14 protein-coding genes are annotated in these 16,651 nt (G+C 70.7%); 8 read left to right on the forward strand and 6 right to left on the reverse strand.

Annotated features, from left to right (window positions below):
- Positions 1-18 precede the first annotated feature (18 nt).
- From DEI84_RS02105 to DEI84_RS02120, 4 genes are all read left to right on the forward strand, one after another.
- Complete coding sequence (locus DEI84_RS02105) at positions 19-903, forward strand: carbohydrate ABC transporter permease (RefSeq protein ID WP_110889479.1); 885 nt, start codon at positions 19-21, stop codon at positions 901-903.
- Positions 900-1,739 (forward strand): carbohydrate ABC transporter permease, encoded by an 840-nt coding sequence (locus tag DEI84_RS02110; RefSeq protein WP_110889480.1) that lies wholly within the window; start codon positions 900-902, stop codon positions 1,737-1,739. Before DEI84_RS02105 ends, DEI84_RS02110 begins: the two co-directional genes overlap by 4 nt.
- 181 nt (positions 1,740-1,920) lie before the next feature.
- A complete protein-coding gene (locus DEI84_RS02115; RefSeq protein ID WP_110889481.1) occupies positions 1,921-2,958 on the forward strand; it encodes a LacI family DNA-binding transcriptional regulator in 1,038 nt (345 codons plus the stop codon).
- 39 nt (positions 2,959-2,997) lie between these two features.
- Positions 2,998-3,924, forward strand: a complete 927-nt coding sequence (locus DEI84_RS02120; RefSeq protein WP_110889482.1) for a carbohydrate kinase — start codon at positions 2,998-3,000, stop codon at positions 3,922-3,924.
- A gap of 67 nt (positions 3,925-3,991) precedes the next feature.
- Here the strand turns inward: DEI84_RS02120 and DEI84_RS02125 are convergent, their stop codons facing one another.
- From DEI84_RS02125 to DEI84_RS02135, 3 genes are all read right to left on the reverse strand, one after another.
- Positions 3,992-5,230: a NosD domain-containing protein gene (locus DEI84_RS02125; RefSeq protein WP_110889483.1), complete on the reverse strand. Its 1,239-nt coding sequence runs from the start codon at positions 5,228-5,230 to the stop codon at positions 3,992-3,994.
- A 393-nt stretch (positions 5,231-5,623) separates the two neighbouring features.
- On the reverse strand, positions 5,624-6,034 hold the full coding sequence (locus tag DEI84_RS02130; RefSeq protein WP_181420306.1) for a YsnF/AvaK domain-containing protein: 411 nt from the start codon (positions 6,032-6,034) through the stop codon (positions 5,624-5,626).
- Positions 6,035-6,176: 142 nt separating this feature from the next.
- Entirely contained in the window at positions 6,177-6,992 is an 816-nt protein-coding gene (locus DEI84_RS02135; RefSeq protein WP_110889485.1) for a DUF2382 domain-containing protein, read from the reverse strand.
- A gap of 206 nt (positions 6,993-7,198) precedes the next feature.
- Between DEI84_RS02135 and DEI84_RS02140 the strand changes: the two genes are divergently transcribed.
- Positions 7,199-7,900, forward strand: a complete 702-nt coding sequence (locus tag DEI84_RS02140) for a TetR/AcrR family transcriptional regulator C-terminal domain-containing protein (protein WP_110825700.1) — start codon at positions 7,199-7,201, stop codon at positions 7,898-7,900.
- 59 nt (positions 7,901-7,959) lie between these two features.
- Positions 7,960-8,223, forward strand: coding sequence for a zinc-ribbon domain-containing protein (locus DEI84_RS02145; RefSeq protein WP_110889486.1), 264 nt, complete (start codon positions 7,960-7,962; stop codon positions 8,221-8,223).
- Positions 8,224-8,472: 249 nt separating this feature from the next.
- Here the strand turns inward: DEI84_RS02145 and DEI84_RS02155 are convergent, their stop codons facing one another.
- Genes DEI84_RS02155 through DEI84_RS02165 form a run of 3 tightly spaced genes read right to left on the reverse strand, consistent with a single transcriptional unit; the run spans position 8,473 to position 11,752 of the window.
- Positions 8,473-9,648 carry a protein kinase gene (locus DEI84_RS02155; RefSeq protein ID WP_110889488.1) on the reverse strand — a complete coding sequence of 392 codons (1,176 nt, stop codon included), beginning with the start codon at positions 9,646-9,648 and terminating at the stop codon, positions 8,473-8,475.
- A complete protein-coding gene (locus DEI84_RS02160) occupies positions 9,648-10,865 on the reverse strand; it encodes a PP2C family serine/threonine-protein phosphatase (protein WP_110889489.1) in 1,218 nt (405 codons plus the stop codon). Before DEI84_RS02160 ends, DEI84_RS02155 begins: the two co-directional genes overlap by 1 nt.
- Positions 10,862-11,752 carry a vWA domain-containing protein gene (locus tag DEI84_RS02165; RefSeq protein WP_220032855.1) on the reverse strand — a complete coding sequence of 297 codons (891 nt, stop codon included), beginning with the start codon at positions 11,750-11,752 and terminating at the stop codon, positions 10,862-10,864. The genes DEI84_RS02160 and DEI84_RS02165 overlap by 4 nt, the downstream gene beginning before the upstream one ends.
- 205 nt (positions 11,753-11,957) lie before the next feature.
- Here DEI84_RS02165 and DEI84_RS02170 point away from each other — a divergent pair, with 205 nt between their 5' ends.
- The gene (locus tag DEI84_RS02170) at positions 11,958-13,757 is read left to right on the forward strand and encodes a S8 family serine peptidase (protein ID WP_110889490.1); all 1,800 of its coding nucleotides are present in this window, start codon (positions 11,958-11,960) and stop codon (positions 13,755-13,757) included.
- On the forward strand, positions 13,754-16,507 hold the full coding sequence (locus tag DEI84_RS15555; protein WP_181420307.1) for a hypothetical protein: 2,754 nt from the start codon (positions 13,754-13,756) through the stop codon (positions 16,505-16,507). Before DEI84_RS02170 ends, DEI84_RS15555 begins: the two co-directional genes overlap by 4 nt.
- Positions 16,508-16,651 lie beyond the last annotated feature (144 nt).

Consider the following 16,651-nt stretch of genomic DNA (forward strand, 5'->3'; position numbering starts at 1 on the left):
CCGAACCGAAAGTCGCTCGTGCGCATAACTGACCGACGCTTCGCCGTGCTCATGATCCTGCCGGCGGCGCTGTTCCTGCTCATCTTCATCGGCTGGCCGCTCGTCCAGTTCGTGACCAACAGTTTCTTCGACATCAACCAGCTCGCAGGCACTCGCCGGTTCGTCGGTTTCAGCAACTACATCACCGCGTTCACCGACCCGGACTTCGGCAACTCCGCCTGGCGCACCGCGGTGTACACGGCGATCGTGGTGTTCTTCGAGTTCGCCATCGGCCTGCTCGTCGCACTGCTCTTCGCCACGATCGGTGACCGCTCACGCGTCTTCCGCACGATCTTCCTCTATCCCCTGATGATCGCGCCGATCGTCGCGGGCCTGCTCTGGAAGTTCCTGCTCAGCGACAACTTCGGCATCGTCGGGCAGCTGCTCTACAGCGCCCACCTGCTGCCGTCCCCCAACGCGATCCAGTGGCTGAGTGACCCGAAGATCGCTCTGGTGTCGGTCTCCATCCCGGACGTCTGGCTGACAACGTCGTTCATCACGCTCGTGCTGTTCGCCGGTCTGCAGAACATCCCCGGCGACGTCCTCGAGGCGGCCCGCCTCGACGGAGCCCGATACCCCACACTGCTGTTCCGCATCGTGATCCCGCTGCTGCGTCCCGTGATCGCCGTCGCGCTCATCGTCCGTGGTGTGGACGCCGCTCGCGCATTCGACGTGATCGTGCTGCAGACCAACGGTGGCCCACAGAACGCCACCGAGACGATGTCACTGCTGGTGTACCAGACCCAGATCCGCTACGGCGACCCCGGCCTGGCAAGCGCAATGGGCACCATCTACCTCATCGCGATGCTGGCCGTGGCCATCTTCGCGATCTTCAAGATCTGGCGACCCGGGAGTGACCAGTGAACGGCCTCGAAACACAGCGCATCGGCACGAAGACCATCCTCTGGATCGCCCTGATCCTGCTCGTCGTGCTCTACGCGTTCCCCTTCCTCTACATGGTGCTCACCTCACTGAAGGTGCCGGTCGAGACGATCGCGGTGCCGCCGACCATCTGGCCGCGGAACTGGACGCTGGAGAACTACAGCTCGGCACTCGGCACCAGCGGAGTTCCAGCGTCCTTCATCAACAGCATCGTCACCGCGGCGATCAGCACCGTCATGTCCCTCGTGCTGGCAGTGCCAGCCGCGTACGCAGTCACCCGGTACCGGACCCGCTTCGGGCAGGTGTTCATCCTCGTCGCCCTCGTGACCCGCATGGTTCCGGCGATCGTCGTCGGGGCCCCCTTGATCACGATGTTCCGTAGCGTGGGCATCCAGGACACGTCATTCGCCCTCGCGATCGCCCACACCACGATCTCACTGCCACTGTCGATCTGGCTGCTGTCGAGCTTCTTCCAGGCTGTTCCAGAAGAACTCGAGGAAGCTGCCCGTGTTGACGGCGCTTCCAGGATCGGCGCGTTGATCCGCGTGATCCTGCCGGTGACCGCCGGCGGCCTCGCGGTCACCGCGATCTTCGCGTTCCTGGCATCGTGGAACGACTACATCTTCGCCCTGCTGCTCACCTCGGTGCGTGCGCAGACGACTCCACTCATGATCGCCGACTTCCAGACGCAGTTCGGTCTCGACTGGGGAACGATGACCGCCCTCGGCATCGTGTACTCGGTACCCGTCATCCTGCTGACGTTCGTTCTGCAGCGGCACATCGTCGCTGGCCTCACACTGGGCGCAGTCAAGGGGTGATCATCGCCCACTCGGAGATCCCGCTTCCGGTGGACTTAGGGTGATGATGCTCGCGTTTCACACCGGGAGCGGGACCTTCCCACGGCCGCGAGCATCAGCGATGGTGTGCTCGGCCAAGACGGATGCCGCCGACCAACGCAGGGCCGGACGCGATCCGACCTCCCACGGAACGAAAGGATCGATGGTGGCTCCGAGACGCGTCGGCATCAAGGACGTCGCAGCCGAGGCCGGGGTGTCCGTCACCACCGTCTCCCACATCCTCAACGACGTCGACTTCCTCCGAGCCAGCGACGAGACCCGCGAGCGGGTCAAGGACGCTGCACGCCGCCTCGGCTACGGCCCGAACCGGATGGCGCGGGGCCTGCGCATGCAGCGCTCTGAGATGATCGGCCTGCTCAGCGAAGAGATCGCCACGACCCCGCACGCTGGTCGGATCATCCTCGGCGCGCAGAACGCGGCCCGTCGCCACGGGTTGACGCTGGTCATCATCAACACCGAGCGGGACGACGTCGCCGCGAACGCCACCGCCCTCATCCGGCAACAGGTCGATGGTGTCCTCTACGCCACGATGTACCACCGCGAGATCACTCCCCCGACCGAACTCGATGCCATACCGACCGTGGTCATCGACGCGACCGACAGCACCAGGAAGCACCCCGCGGTCGCCCCAGATGAACGCAGCGGTGCCCGCGCCGCGATGGAAGAGCTCCTCACTGCCGGGCACCGACGCATCGGCTTCATCAACAACGTGGACGACGTTCCCGCCACCCGTGAACGCTTGGCGGGGTACACGGAGAGCCTGCTGGAAGCCGGTCTCGACGTCGACGAGTCGCTCGTCCGCGCGGCCCCGTCCGAAACCCCGGGCGGCTACGACGCTGCGCGTGCGCTGTTGCAGCGTCCTGACCGGCCGACCGCCCTGTTCTGCTACAACGACCGCATGGCGATGGGCGCTTACCGCGCTGCAGCAGAGCTGCAACTCCGCATCCCCACCGACCTCTCAGTGGTGGGCTTCGACAACCAGGAGCTCATCGCAGAGGGGCTCTTCCCCGCGCTGACCACTGTGGCGCTGCCGCACTACGAGATGGGCGAGTGGGCCCTCGAACGCCTCGTCGAGCTGCAGAACGACCTTCCGACCCGCGAGCAGCAGCAAGCCGTCGGACCGGTGTTCTTGACCTGCCCGATCGTGCGTCGCGAATCCGTCGCCGCACCATCTCAGTGACGTCCGGACGGTGACATCACCGTTCGCGGAAGGATCGCCATGACCACCTCCTACCGCCCTGTGATCGTCTTCGGCGAAGCGCTCATCGACGCCGTCGCCGACGGGTCGGAGACCCGCCTCACACCAGGCGGGAGTCCCATGAACGTCGCAGTGGGGCTCGCCCGCCTCGGCGTGCCCGTGACCCTCGCCACGCAGTTCGGTGACGATGAACACGGGCGTCTGATCGCCGAGCACCTCGCTCACGACGGCCTGACGGTCGACCGCGCCGACGGGCCGACCTCAGTCGCGCGTGCGGAGCTCCAAGCCGACGGGTCTGCTCGGTACGACTTCGACATCGTCTGGGACCGGGAAGCGCCCGTGCTCCCGGCCGGGGCTGCGCCAGCTGTTGCGCACACCGGCTCGTTGGGGGCCTTCTTGCAACCCGGCGGCCGCGCCGCAGTGCAGCTGTTCCGTCAGCTTCCCGCGGCGACGGTGCGCAGCTTCGATCCGAACATCCGGCCGGCGCTCCTCGAGCAGGCCGATGCGCTGCAGCAGTTCGACCGCATCGTCAAGCGGACGCACGTGGTCAAGCTCAGCGATGAGGACGCCGACTGGCTCTACCCGAACGTGGACCCCGATGGCGTCCTCGACCGTCTCCTCGACGGCGGGGTGCGCCTCGCCGCCATCACCCGTGGTGCAGCCGGATCGATCGTCGCCGGCCGGGACACTCGTGTGCAGGTCATGGCGCCCGCGGTGACGGTTGCCGACACGATCGGAGCAGGGGACGCCTACATGTCCGGGCTGCTCTTCGCGTTGCTGCAGGGCAGCGGACTCCAACGGATACAGCAGTCCGCTGTCGACACGACGCTGCTGAACCGCGTGGGGGGCGTGGCGGCAGCATCGGCGGCGGTCGCGGTGAGCCGTGCTGGCGCGAATCCTCCATCACCGGTCGAGCTCTTCGCAGCGACGACCGGCGACCATGACTGATCACGTCCGCACGGAGAGACAACGGGCCCGTCACGATGCGTGACGGGCCCGTTGTCTGCGCACGGTCCTACGGAGTGGGTCGGAACCCATAGCTCGTGGAGGCGGCGGCGAACTGCGCCTCCGTTCCGCTGTCGAAGACGTGCGAGTTGGTCGTGCCCGCGTCGAGGACCACAGTGTGCAGCGTCAGGTTGCTGATCACGTGATTGGCGCCGATGAGGTTCTGATCGCCGCTCGCGACGCGGAACACCGCTGCGGTCGCGCCGGCGGGTGCGACCTGCTCTGGCGGGATGATCACGGTCACGTGATTGCCGGTGATGGTGTTGCCGTCACCGTTCACCTGCACGACACCGAAGTCATCCGGTCGGCCGTTGCCGACTCCGATGAACGGCCCGTACGTCTCCACCTGCCGCTCGAACATGTTCGAGCCGATCAGGTTCTCCTTGCAGTTCCCCTCGAGCGTGATCATGCCCGGGTAGAACGAGTGCAGTCGGTTTGCGGAGATGGTGCACCTCGTCGAGTTCTTGAGGTGCACCGAGTCGATCCCGCGAGGGAAGATGTTGTTGCCGGTGACGAGGAGACCGTTGTGCTGCTCGGCGAACAGCGAGAACCCGATGGGTCCCGCTCCGAGGTGGTTGTCGGTGACCTTCGACGCCTGGCCGGACCCGGTGAGCTCGATGCAGTTGCCGCACTCAGCGATGAAGTTCCCGGAGACGTCCAGCGCGTCCGCGTCCTGCACGATCAGGCCGTGCTCGAGGTACACCATCCCCATCCCGCGCACCCGGGTTGCGTCGGTCGCGGACGCGAACCGGATCCCGACCTTCCCGTTGCGGTACGAGTTCTGGTTGCCGGTGAACGACACCCCGTCGAGGCAGAAGTTCTCGAACTCGATCGAGCTCAACCGCGGGTCTCCCGATCGCTGCACGAGGAACGCCTCGGACTTGCCGTCGGCGTTCTCCACCGTGATGTGGCTGCCCCCCGGGTTGATCTCGTGCCACGTGGACGTGCCGCCGGAGTTGTAACGGATGCTCAACGAAGTGAAGCCGTGTCCGGATCCGCGGATGCAGAGGTAGCTGATGTCGACGACGACCCGCGTCTTCAGCGAGTAGGTTCCCGGCGGGATGTAGATCACGGCGCCGGGCTTGTCCGCCTGGTTGGTCTGGCGGCGCTTGATGTCCCCGATGATGCTGTTGATGACGGCGCCGATGTCCCGCACCGGATCGAGAGCGCCGGTCGGGTTCCAGTCGGTGACGTCGTAGACGTTCGGCTCTGGCGGGATGGCCACCGGCTTCTTCTTGTCGGCGGGCATCAGAGCAGCCCCACCGGGACGCGACGACGGCGAGGCTCGAGCTTCCCGCGGTGCCCGGCAGAGGGGCTCTGTCCCGCGGTCGCCTGCAGAGCGGGCACGTTGTGTGCGGCCACGGCGAGAACCGCCATCCCCGTCAGCACCGTGCGCCGAGACATCACGAGGTGTTTCGTCATTGCTGCTACCCCTTCGTAGTGTGCCAAACCGATTTGGCACCTCGCGAACATGGTACTGCGACCTCAGCCGCAGGGAAAGGAGCGGACTGCAACTCGTTCTCGGAGGCGCGCATCCGGCAGGGACGTTGCATCGTCAGCCCATGCGAGGCACCGGCAACGAGACGAGCCTCCCGTCCGTCGCGATGACGGCCAGGAGGCCCGGTGCACTCGGGTCGGCTGCTCAGGCCATCGACTCGCGCACCTCGTCGACGTCGACGACCTCGTGCCGGAGGGTCTCGTCGACGACCACGTCCTGCGTGACGGTGTGCGTGGTGAGTGTGACGCGCTCGACCGGCACGACGGTCTTGGTCACGACGAGCTGCTCCTCGTGCAGGACGACCACGATCGGTTCGCGGACGGTGTCGCCGGCGCCGGCCGGCAGGCGCGTCCCGCCGGTGATCGGCTCGCGGGTCAGACGGATCTCCTCACGGCTGACGTCGACCGTGACGGTGCGCTGCTCGGTGACGATGTACCGCTCGAGTCGGACGCGTTCCGTGGCGTGACGCTCGGTGGTGACGGCGAGGCGCTCCTCACTGCGGACCACCTCGACGTGGTCGTCGGCGTCGGACACGTGCTGCTGGTCTCGGTTCATGCTCTGCTCCGTTGGGCCGTGCGGTGCTCCGGCGAGGGAACGGGAGGGGCGGGTACGCCTGTCGGCCCCGCTCGTCATGATCGGGGCCGACAGGTGTGAGCGGGCTCAGTCCCGGCGACGGAGGGGTCGCCGCCGGTGGTGCTCAGGAGCGGAGGTCGCGGTCGGTGGTCCCGGTGGCGCTGCGGACCTCGCTGTCGTCGAGTTCGATCTCCTCGTGGGCGACCTCCTCGTCGACGGTCTGCTGCTCGGTGACGGTCTCCGTGCCGAGGCGGACGCGTTCGACGGGGACGGTCTCCTTGGCGGTCACGACGCGCTCCTCGGAGAGGACGACCTCGTGCTCCTCCTCGCTGAGCTCCGGGCCGGCGAGGGCGTCGGCGGCGTTCGCGTCGGTGATCGGCTCGCGGGAGAGGGTGACCTCCTCGTGGCTGACCGGGACGGTCTTGGTGACCTGCTCGGTGACGACGTGCTTGCGCAGACGAGCACGGCCGGTCCGGACCTGCTCGGTACCGACGCGCAGACGCTCCTCGGAGCGGGTCATGGCGTCGTCGGTCGTCGGGCCGGACGTGTCGTGGCCCTGGGTGCCGTGGGTGTTCACACCACGGTCGGCATCCTGGTCGTACAGGGGCTGCTCGTCCGCCGCGGAGGTGTCGGTCATGCCGTAGTACGAGTAGAGCGCCTGCTCCTCCTCGTCGCTGAGGGCACCATCCGCCTCGACGCGCGGTGCGTCCTTGACGAACGCCTTCTCGTACGCGACGCGGACGATGCCGGCGTCGAAATTGGCGTCCGTCAGCGGGGCGAAGGTCTCGGACGAGCCGAAGAGCCCCGTGCGGATCGTCACCCAGGTCGGGGCCTGCGTGTCGTTGTCGACGTAGACCTGTCCGACGGTGCCGATCTTCGCCTCGCCGCTGCCGTAGACGTCGGCGCCGATGAGGTCGTTGATGCTGTTGCTGTCGATCATGGTGGTGCTCCTGTTCCCCGGCGTGGTCACCGGATCCGATGAGGAGTGCGTCCGAGATGGAGGTGCGGGATCACCTCGGCGGACTTACGGCGTAAGCCCGCGTCGGAGCTTACGACGTAAGCGCGCGTACGGTCTCAGGTACGGCGGCGTCGCATCACGAGGACGCAGTCGGGGCCGGACGCCACCCACAGCGAGGGAGATCCGCCATGGCGGCACGCGACAGGACGACCGCACCCGGGCTGAGCCGGGACCTCATCGTCGCGACCGCGCTCGGGCAGATCGACCGGTCGGGCACGCAGGGGTTGTCGATGCGCTCCCTCGCGCAGGAGCTCGGCGTCGAGGCCATGTCCCTCTACCGGTACGTGCACGGGAAGGAGGACCTGCTCGAGGGCATCGTCGCCTCCCTGATGAGCGACCTCGTCTCCCACCTCGAGGAGGCCGAGGGCACGCACTGGCAGGCGTTCCTCCAGACGGTCGCGCATGCGGTCCGCCGGATCGCGACGGACCACCCCAAGGCGTTCCCCCTCGTCGCCACCCGCCACCCGGCCGCACCCTGGCTGCGTCCGCCGCTCCGGAGCATCGAGGTCGTCGACACGTTCCTCCGGGCCCTCACCGGGAACGGGTTCTCCGACGCGCAGGCCGTCAACGCCTACCGCGCGTTCAGCAGCTTCCTGCTCGGCCAGCTCCTCCTGCAGTCCGTGGTCAGGGGAGCCGAGGCAGGACCCGCCGAGGAGCCGCTCGACGAGGGCGGCGCCGCCGTCCCGGAGGGCGACGGGAACCTGTCCCTCGACATCGCCCCGGAGGTGCAGCGGCTGCGTGCCCTGCTCAGCGAGGACCGCAGCGACGAGGAGTTCGAGGTCTCGCTCGAAGCGCTCCTCGACCGCCTGGACCGCGAGCTCTCGCAGTAGGTCGGGAACCGCTCCCGCACCCGTCCGGGTGGACATGTGCCGGGTGGTTCACTCGAAGCATGTTCCTGCTCTTCGGCACCCGCGCGGTCGCGGCGCTCCTGTTCGTCGTGACCTTCGTGTGCGGGCACTGCGGGGTCGCGGCACCGCAGCAGATCGTCCGCGAGCGGCAGAAGGTGACGCTGTTCTTCATCCCGCTGTTCTCCCTGGGCACGTCCTACCTGATCGAGTGCAGCAACTGCGGCATGGTGACGGGGTTGTCCCGGCAGCAGGCGGAACACTCGATGCAGTGGGCCGACGCACACGGCATCGCCGTCAGCCCCTGACGCGCACGGGGTCAGCGGAAGGGGTCGCTGCCGAAGATCTCCTCCGGGCTCGGGAAGCGCGGGGCGCGGCGTGGCGGCGGTGCCACGGTCCGCGGTGGCGCGTACGACGGACGCGGCCGCGCCTCCGGCTGCCGCGGGGTCGCGTCCGCGGGCACGAAGCCGGGCGGCAGTTGCTCGCCACACGTGCTGCAGGTGCGGCCGCCGCGGTTGACGCCCTCGCACACCGGGCAGCGCCAGACGGCCGGCATCTCAGCCACGGTCGGGCCTCCGGTCGCGCGGTGTGCGACCGAGCAGTTTGCCCTTGAGCCCGCTCGACGGCGCAGGAGGCGGGGTCGCCTCGGACGGGTCGGCTGCGGGAGCGGTGGAACCGCTCGTCCCGACGGGAGGCGCGGCATGCGTCGGCGTCGCAGCCGGCCGGACGAGCTTCCCGCGGAGGCCCCCGGAGGCGGCCGGCGCTGCGGCTGGAGCCGGAGGGGCGGGCGCCGCGGCCGGCGCGCTCACCGACGGAGCCGGCGTCACGGTCGGCGCGACCGCCTCGCCGGATCCACGGAGGCCCATGAGTCCGGCGTGCACCTGTCCGATCGTGGGTCGTGCCGCCGGATCGGCCAGCAGCATCCGGTCGACGAGGTCGGCGAGTGCGGGGTCGAGCGAGGTGCGGTCGACCCGGAGGACGACGCCGCTCCGCGCAGCCACGGCCGGTTCGCCGTACGCACGGTCGTAGGCGGGCAACTGCCCCGTCAGGAACTCGCTGAAGATGAGTCCGAGCGCGAAGATGTCCGCAGCGGTCCCGAGGTCGGCGGCCGCGACCCCGTCCTCCTGGATGTAGCCGAGGAGCTCCGGCGAGTAGTAGTTGATCGTGCCGACGATCTCCGCCGGGGGCGGCGGGTCACCCGCGACGTAGGCGTTGTCGAAGTCGATGAGCTTGCTCGTGTACCCGAGGTCCGTGCGCTTGACCAGCACGTTGTCCGGCTTGAGGTCACCGTGCACGATGCGCAGGTCGTGCAGGATCTTCAGGCTGTGCGCGGCCGACTTCAGCAGGACGAGCCGTTGGCGGAACGGCAGGGCGGCGATCCCGGCGACGCCGAGGTCCTCGGACTCCACGCGCTCCGTCGTCTTGTAGTACTTGGCGCCCGCGCGGAAGAAGTCGAGCGTGACGATGAGGTTGCCGCCGTACGTCGAGAGCGGGGCGAGCGCGGTCTGCATCGCGGCGTGCCGTGCTTCGAAGGCCGCGCACCGTTCGCGCTTCCGCGCCTTGACCCGGTCGCTGCCCGGGGCGCTGTCCTCGGGGTAGGTGGGGCTGAGGAACTCCTTGACGAAGTACTCGCGCCCGCCCTTCGTGGCGAAGGTCCAGCGGCTGAGGCCGGCTCCCACCACGCTGAAGTCGGCGAGCAGCGTGTACCCGTTCAGTACGTCTCCGGCCTGCATCAGGCGACCTCTCCTTCGCGCGTCGGCGCACCCTCGGGTGCCGATGTCTCGTCGGTGTCCACCGTGCCGATGCCCGGCGTGCTGTCGGTCTCGGCGGGACCCGCCGCGGCGATGTGCCCGGTGGCGATCCGCTTGGCGGGCTTCCAGATCTGGCGCGCCGGCGTCTCGTCGACGGGGTCGACCGACGCGTCCGGGTCGTCCTGCAGCAGCTGCTCGTAGCCGTCGCGGTAGCGGTGCCACTGCTCGGCCTGTGCGGCGACGTACCGCGCCTGCAGGTCGACGAGGTCCTGCTGCGCGCGTCGGATCTCGTCGGCCATCGCGTCGAGGGGCGCCACCACCAGGTCGGCGATCTCGGCACGTCGTGGTGCCAGGACGGCCTGGAAGTCGGCGAGGTCGGCGCCGACGACGATCGTCGCCATCGACGCGTCGTCCCCGGTGACGGCGCTGATCGACCGCTGGACGGCGCGGGACCAGTCCTCGTCGGACTCGGCTCCGGCCAGCGCGTCGAGCACCAGTCCCTCGAAGTGCATCGGGGACGGCACGTAGCCGAAGCACCCGTCCGTGGCGCAGACGAGCGCGAACGGCGCCTCGAGCGTCACCCGGCGGTGGTTCACCTGGAACTCGGTGTCCGCTGAGATCGCGTTGCTGATGACCGAGTCGCGCTGGAGGTTCGTCATGGCGTCGCTCGGGTCGCGCAGGTCGTCGATGCTCAGCTGGTGCAACCCGGACGCGTCCAGTGCGTACACGCGGGAGTCACCGGCCCAGAGCACCTCGCAGACCCAGCGGGACCCGTCCGGCTCGCTGCGTTGCAGCGCACCGAGCGCCATCGTCGTCGGCAGCGCCCGCAGCAGGCGGGAGCGCAACCGGCTGACGGGGGCGTTGAGCCCCGTCAGCGCGTCCTGCAACACGGTCGCGATGGCGTCGTGCAGCTCGACGGCCGTGGCCGGCAGCGGCAGCGGACGGTCCGGGGTGAGCGTGCGGAGGAGGTGCTCCTCCACCACGTCGCGGACGAGCCGGGAGGCGAGGTAGGCGCCGGAGCGCGCGCCGTCAGGCGTGTCGTAGACGGTGCCGCCCGCGCCTCCCATGCCGTCGAAGACCGCTGCGAGCCCGAGGTCCGGCCCTTCCCGGAGGATCGGGTCGGAGTCCTCGCCGTGGTCCGGCACCTTGGCCAGGTTGAACCCGAAGGACGCGGTCGGGCCCGCAGCGGTCTCGCTCACACCGAGTTCCCGATGGAGTCGATGATCGTGCCGTAGTCGACGTCGGACAGGCCGCCACCGGCGGTCGAGGGGTTGTGCACGACGTTCTCCCACTCGGCCGAGATGTCGCTCCAGCCGGGGCCGTCGGGGGCGAAGAGGATGAGGCGCTTCGTGCTGGACCCCATGACGCCCTGCTCGTCCTCCCACGCGTCGGTGAGCGCGCTGAAGTCGGCGGGGATGCGGGAGCGGAGGTCCGCGGGGACGGCGGCGGGGTCGAGCGGGTGTGCGGGCTGGTCGCTCCACACCACGATCACCTGACGGCGACGGTCACCGTTCCGGGTCCACGGCGACGCGATGGCGAGGGCCACGGCCTCCAGGCCGGACTCGGGTGCGTCCCCGCCGCCCTCGGCGACGAGGCCGCCGACGAACTCGGAGAAGCGGGCGCGGTCGTCCGGGAGGCCGTAGAACGGCGACTCCTCGATCGCGGCGGCGCCGTCGGCGACGAGGTCGCGGAACGCGACGACGCGGACACGGAGCTCGGCGACGTTCTTGCCCTTCGCGGTGAGGTTGGTCTGCACGTCGTCGTAGAACCCGAGGGCGTTCGCCTTCACGGCGTCGAGGATCGGGTCCATGCTGCCGGTGACGTCGATGCAGAAGACGATGTCGACGGCGTAGCTGACGCCGCGCGAGGCGAGGCTGGTCTGCGGCGGCACGACCGGGGCGACCGGCACGGCAGCGGCAGGGGTCGCAGCCGGAGCGGCCGTCACCGGAGCGGGAGCCTCGGCGGGGACGGCTTCGGCGGCCGGTGCATCGGTCGCAGGGGACTCGGGCGTGGCCTCGACGGGCGGGACGGACGCGGCGTTCGGGTCGACGGGCTCACTCGGAGCGGCCGGGGTGGTGTCGGACATGACACTCCTTCGATCGGGGACGGCGGTGTGCCGACGGCGGGGTCGCCTGGCTCGGAACCTACGCGGTGGCGGATGCCGGGACGTCGAGGGAAGGCTGTGCTCCGTCGTCGAGTCCGAGTAGACGATGATGATTCTCATGTGCATGTAAGGTTCCCGGAGTAGCGCGCCGCGCTGCGTTCCCGTCTCCCACCTGACCAGGACCCCCATGCAGACCCGTCTCGTCATCGGTGCGCTCGCGCTCGCCGTGCTCGTCCCCGGCGCGCTCCTCGCGCGCCCCGCACCACCAGCCGCGGACACGCGGACCCTCTCCGACTCCGTCCCGACCTGGGTCGCCCGCGCCGAGCGTGGTGCCCCGGTGACCACCGACACCCTGGACTTCTCCGTCCTCCTCGATCCCGCGCGCACCGACGCCGCGCCGGACGTGGCCGCGTGGCTGCGCGGGGCGGGCCTCCAGGTCGACGACCTGCGCGAGTCGGTCGCGGTCCTGCCGGTCTCCGGTCCGGCCGACCGCGTCGGCGACGCGTTCGGGACGTCCTTCGCCTCCTGGACCACCGCCGGTGCGACCGCGGTCGCACCGGACCGTGCCCTCTCGGTGCCGCGTGCGCTCGACGCCGTCGTCGGCGTGGCCGGTGTCGTCGACGCCGACGGGATCCGACCGACCGTCGCCGGTCCGACCGACGATCCGACTCCCGGTCCGGGCGAGACGGACGCCCGGCCTCCGGTCCTGGCGGACGACGGCCAGTGCGCCGCCTACTGGGGTGAGCGGGTGACCGATGCGTGGCCCGCCTCGGTGGACGTCACCCACCGCTCGAACGCCCTGTGCGGGTACCAGCCGCAGCAGCTCCGCGAGATCCACCACGTCCCGGCGGAGTACACCGGCGAGGGTGCACGGATCGCGATCGTCGCCGCGTACGACGACCCGGACGTGGAAGCGAACACGAACACGTACTTCCGCGCGGCCGGCGCCCAGCCGTTCCGCAGCGGGCAGTACCAGCACCACGCACCGGCCTCGCCCGACGTGGACCGGTGCGGCGGCCCGCAGAGCTGGACCGAGGAGCAGCACCTGGACGTGCAGGCGGTCCACGCGATGGCGCCCGATGCCTCCGTCGCCTACTGGGGTGCCGACGACTGCAGCACCACAGCGCTCTTCACACGGATCCTCGACGTCGTCGAGGACGACCAGGCCGACGTCATCAGCCTGTCCTTCGGGTCGACCGAGGACCTCGACAGTGCTGACGACCGCGAGCTCCTGAACCGGGTGCTCGTCGAGGCGGCGTCGCGGGGCATCTCCGTCTTCGCGTCCTCGGGCAACGACGGCGACCACAGCGACTTCGGCGACCACGACGAAGGTGCCGACGTGACGTCCCCGGCCTCGAGCCCGTACATCACCGCCGTCGGCGCGACGAGCACCGGTCTGGCCGCCGACGGGTCCGTCGCGGTCGAGGCCGGGTGGGAGACCGAGACCCGGTTCGCCCGCAACGGTGCCCTGATCCCGCCCGGCTTCGCGTACGGCGCCGGCGGTGGGGAGTCCGACGTGTACGACCGTCCGACGTGGCAGCGTCAGCTGCTCGACGAGCCGGGGACGGGGCGCCTCGTCCCGGACGTCGCCTCGATCGGCGACCCGAACACCGGGTTCGTCGTCCACGGCCCGCACAACGGCCGCGTCGAGTACGCCACACACGGCGGGACGAGCCTCGCGACGCCGATGGTCGCCTCGATGGTCGCGCTCGCGAAGGCCGCGACCGGAGTCGAGGTCGGGCTCGCCACCCCGGCGCTGTACGACCTGCTCGGCACCGACGCGATCCGTGACGTCACGCCCGCGTCGGCGGCCACCTGGTCACCGAAGGGCCCCGACGCCGGAGCCCTCTGGCCGGAGACCGTCTTCGTCTGGGACACGAAGCCGCAGAGCCTGCAGTCCGCCCCCGGCTGGGACGACGTGACCGGCGTCGGTGTGCCTGACGGACGCGCCTTCATCGAGGGCTTCGGCAAGGAGAGTGACCGATGACCGCACGCACCAGCACCAGCAGCAGGACCAGCACGAAGGCCGCCGTCGCGCTCGCCGCGACGATGCTCCTCGGACTCGGGATCGCCACCCCGGCGCTCGCCGCCCCGGCGCTCGCCGCCGACGGGGCACCGCTCGCGAAGGCGTCCGGAGTCGAGGTCGTCGACATCGACGGCGGCACGCTCACCCGTCCGACGCCCGCCGTCGAGTGGCGTTCCGGCGAAGCCGTGGAGGCCCGTGCCGACGGGACGACGGACGTCCTGAAGCTCAACACGACCCAGACGACCGGGCTGCGGACGACGGCAGGACCGGACGGCGCCGTGTCGACGATCGAGTCGGGGACGTTCACGCTCCGTGACCGCCCGGCGGTGACCTTCCGGGACCTCCGGGTCGCCTGCACCCCGGGTGCCGATCCGGTCGTCACCCTCGGCAGCCTGTCGATCGGTGGCACCGACGTCACCGCGGAGGCGACCGCCCGACCCGGGTGGAGCACCGACCTGCCGGACTCCCGGTACGGCCCGACACGGGTCCTGGTGGGGACGACCACGACCAGCGCGGACGGGACGGCGACGACCGTCGGTCTGCGGATCGACGGCGACTCGGGTGCCTCCGAGATCTCGCGCGTCCGGGCCGGCTCCGTGTCCTGCGCACCGGCGACCAGCTGGCCGACGCCGACGCCGACACCTGCCCCGTCACCGGAGCCGGCGCCTGCTCCGACACCCGCCCCGTCACCGGAACCGAGCGCTCCGCCGGCCGCTGACCCGGACGACGCGGCACGTGCCCGGTCCGTCTCCGGGGTCAGCGTCACCGCCGCGGACGGCACCGTCCTCGTCGACGGCCAGCCGGCACTGACCGGGACCGGTACCCGCACCGCGGAGCGGGTCGCAGCGGCCGACGGATCCCCGTCCACAGGCCGCGGTGTCACCGTCACGACGACGGCCGAGGGCACCTCGGACATCGGCATCGACTCGTTCGAGCAGGTCCCCGACGCCGCGACCGACCCCGTCGCCGCGTACCGCTGGCCGGCGCTGCGCGTGTACGGCCTGCACGCACACGTCACGCCCGAGGGCACGATGACGGTCGGGTTCGACGACGAGTCGAGCGCGGTCTTCGTCAACGGCGTCTGGATCAACACCGCCACCGACCTGTACACCGGGGTCGACGCCGAGGGGGAGGAGCGGGTGCAGGTGCGCTTCGGGGAGCGCGTCGTCAACCCCGACGGCAGCACGACCCTCACCGCCCTGCGCTACACGGACCTCACCGGCACCCACCCGGAGGTCGCACTCGGGATCGTCACCCTCCCGGCACCCGCCGCGAGTCCCGCTCCCGACGCGCGGGTCACCGAGGCGTGGGGCGTCGGTGTCACGGCCGCGGACGGCAGCACCCTGGTCAGCCCGCAACCGCGGGTGACCGCAGCCGGCGACCGACGGTCGGCCGAGCGGATCGGAGCCGTGGACGGCTACCCCGCCCGGGCCACGGACGTGACGGCGGCGATCGGGGCGGGGGGCGACACCGCCACCCTCTCGGTCGGACACTACGAACAGGTCCCGGGCGAGGGCGACGACCCCGTCGCCGAGTACCGGTGGCCCGCCCTCAAGGTGAACGGGCTGCACGCCGAGGTCACGGCGGACGGCACGATGGACGTCACGTTCGACGACGAGGCGAACGCCGTGTTCGTCAACGGCGTCTGGATCAACACCGCCACCGATCTGTACACCGGCCTCGACGGGGACGGGGACGAGCGGGTCCGCGTGCACGTCGGGGAGCGGGTCGAGAACGCCAACGGCACCGTCACGCTCACCGCCCTGCACTACGAGGACCTGACCGGCACGTACCCGGAGGTCCGACTCGGCCAGGTCACCATCGCCCCGACGGCGGGCGGTGACCCCGGCGACGGCGACGGCAACGGCGACGGGGCGCCCGCACCGGCTCCCGGCACCGACGACCCGGCACCCGGACGTTGGTACGCCTACGGGCTCCGGAGCACGGGAGCCAGTGACGTCGGCGCGCAACCCCTCGCGGCACCGGCTGCCTCCGGTGGTCCGGTCACGGCCCGCGCGGACGTGGTGGGCGACGGTGGTGCCGGGCAGCTCCGGGTGACCGGGGCCTCCGTGCGGTCCGCACAGGACCGCGGTGCGGTGCGACTCGACCGGGTCGTGCTCTTCCCCGGCACCCGCCTTGCGGGTGAGCTGCGCGACGTGCAGGTCACGGTCAGCGGGACGGCCACCACGGTGACCACCGGCGGCGGTCGGATCGCCGGCACGACGATCCCGGCCGGTCCGGTCGCAGCGGACACCCGGATCGCGGTGCCGGGAGGCGCGGGCACGCTCGTCCTCAACGAGCAGCGCACCACGGGTGCCGACCGGTCCGTCACGGCCGTCCACTTCACGGACCGTTCCGGACTCGGTGCCGACGTCTCGGCAGCCGTCGTCACCACCGAGCGGGTCGATCCGCCGGTCGGCGGCGGGGCTCCGGGAGGCGGGGACGCCGGTCAGGACGACGGCGCGCCCGGGCAGGGCGGCGGCAACGAGGCAGCGCCCGGCGCGCTCTCGCCCGACGGGTCCAGCCCGGCCGGTACCAGCGGAACCAGCGGGACCAGCGGGACCGGCGGGACCAGCGGGACCGGCGGGACCGGCGGGCAGGCCCTGGCCTTCACGGGTGCGTCCGTCCGGTCGGCGCTGATCGCAGCGGCGCTCCTGCTGACGGCGGGAGTGGCCACGATCGCGCTCCGCCGCCGTCGTCACTCCTCGTGACCAGCAGCGGGAGGCCACTCGTCGGCCTCCCGCTGTGCGGCGACGCGTGACACGGTGAGGTCCGGGCTGCTGCAGTGCGTCTCCGCGACGCCTGCAGCAGCCCGACCGCGTCCCCGCGACTCCTGGGGTGGCCCCGACCGCGTC

The sequence above is a fragment of the Curtobacterium sp. MCBD17_023 genome (assembly GCF_003224415.1).
Lineage (GTDB): Bacteria > Actinomycetota > Actinomycetes > Actinomycetales > Microbacteriaceae > Curtobacterium.

What these genes read in the sequence shown, in the direction of transcription:
- DEI84_RS02115 (WP_110889481.1), top strand. Translation starts at nt 1,921, where the DNA reads ATGGTGGCTCCGAGACGCGTCGGCATCAAGGACGTCGCAGCCGAGGCC.
- DEI84_RS02120 (WP_110889482.1), top strand. Translation starts at nt 2,998, where the DNA reads ATGACCACCTCCTACCGCCCTGTGATCGTCTTCGGCGAAGCGCTCATC.
- DEI84_RS02125 (WP_110889483.1), bottom strand. Translation starts at nt 5,230, where the DNA reads ATGCCCGCCGACAAGAAGAAGCCGGTGGCCATCCCGCCAGAGCCGAAC.
- DEI84_RS02130 (WP_181420306.1), bottom strand. Translation starts at nt 6,034, where the DNA reads ATGAACCGAGACCAGCAGCACGTGTCCGACGCCGACGACCACGTCGAG.
- DEI84_RS02135 (WP_110889485.1), bottom strand. Translation starts at nt 6,992, where the DNA reads ATGATCGACAGCAACAGCATCAACGACCTCATCGGCGCCGACGTCTAC.
- DEI84_RS02140 (WP_110825700.1), top strand. Translation starts at nt 7,199, where the DNA reads ATGGCGGCACGCGACAGGACGACCGCACCCGGGCTGAGCCGGGACCTC.
- DEI84_RS02145 (WP_110889486.1), top strand. Translation starts at nt 7,960, where the DNA reads ATGTTCCTGCTCTTCGGCACCCGCGCGGTCGCGGCGCTCCTGTTCGTC.
- DEI84_RS02155 (WP_110889488.1), bottom strand. Translation starts at nt 9,648, where the DNA reads ATGCAGGCCGGAGACGTACTGAACGGGTACACGCTGCTCGCCGACTTC.
- DEI84_RS02165 (WP_220032855.1), bottom strand. Translation starts at nt 11,752, where the DNA reads ATGTCCGACACCACCCCGGCCGCTCCGAGTGAGCCCGTCGACCCGAAC.
- DEI84_RS02170 (WP_110889490.1), top strand. Translation starts at nt 11,958, where the DNA reads ATGCAGACCCGTCTCGTCATCGGTGCGCTCGCGCTCGCCGTGCTCGTC.
- DEI84_RS15555 (WP_181420307.1), top strand. Translation starts at nt 13,754, where the DNA reads ATGACCGCACGCACCAGCACCAGCAGCAGGACCAGCACGAAGGCCGCC.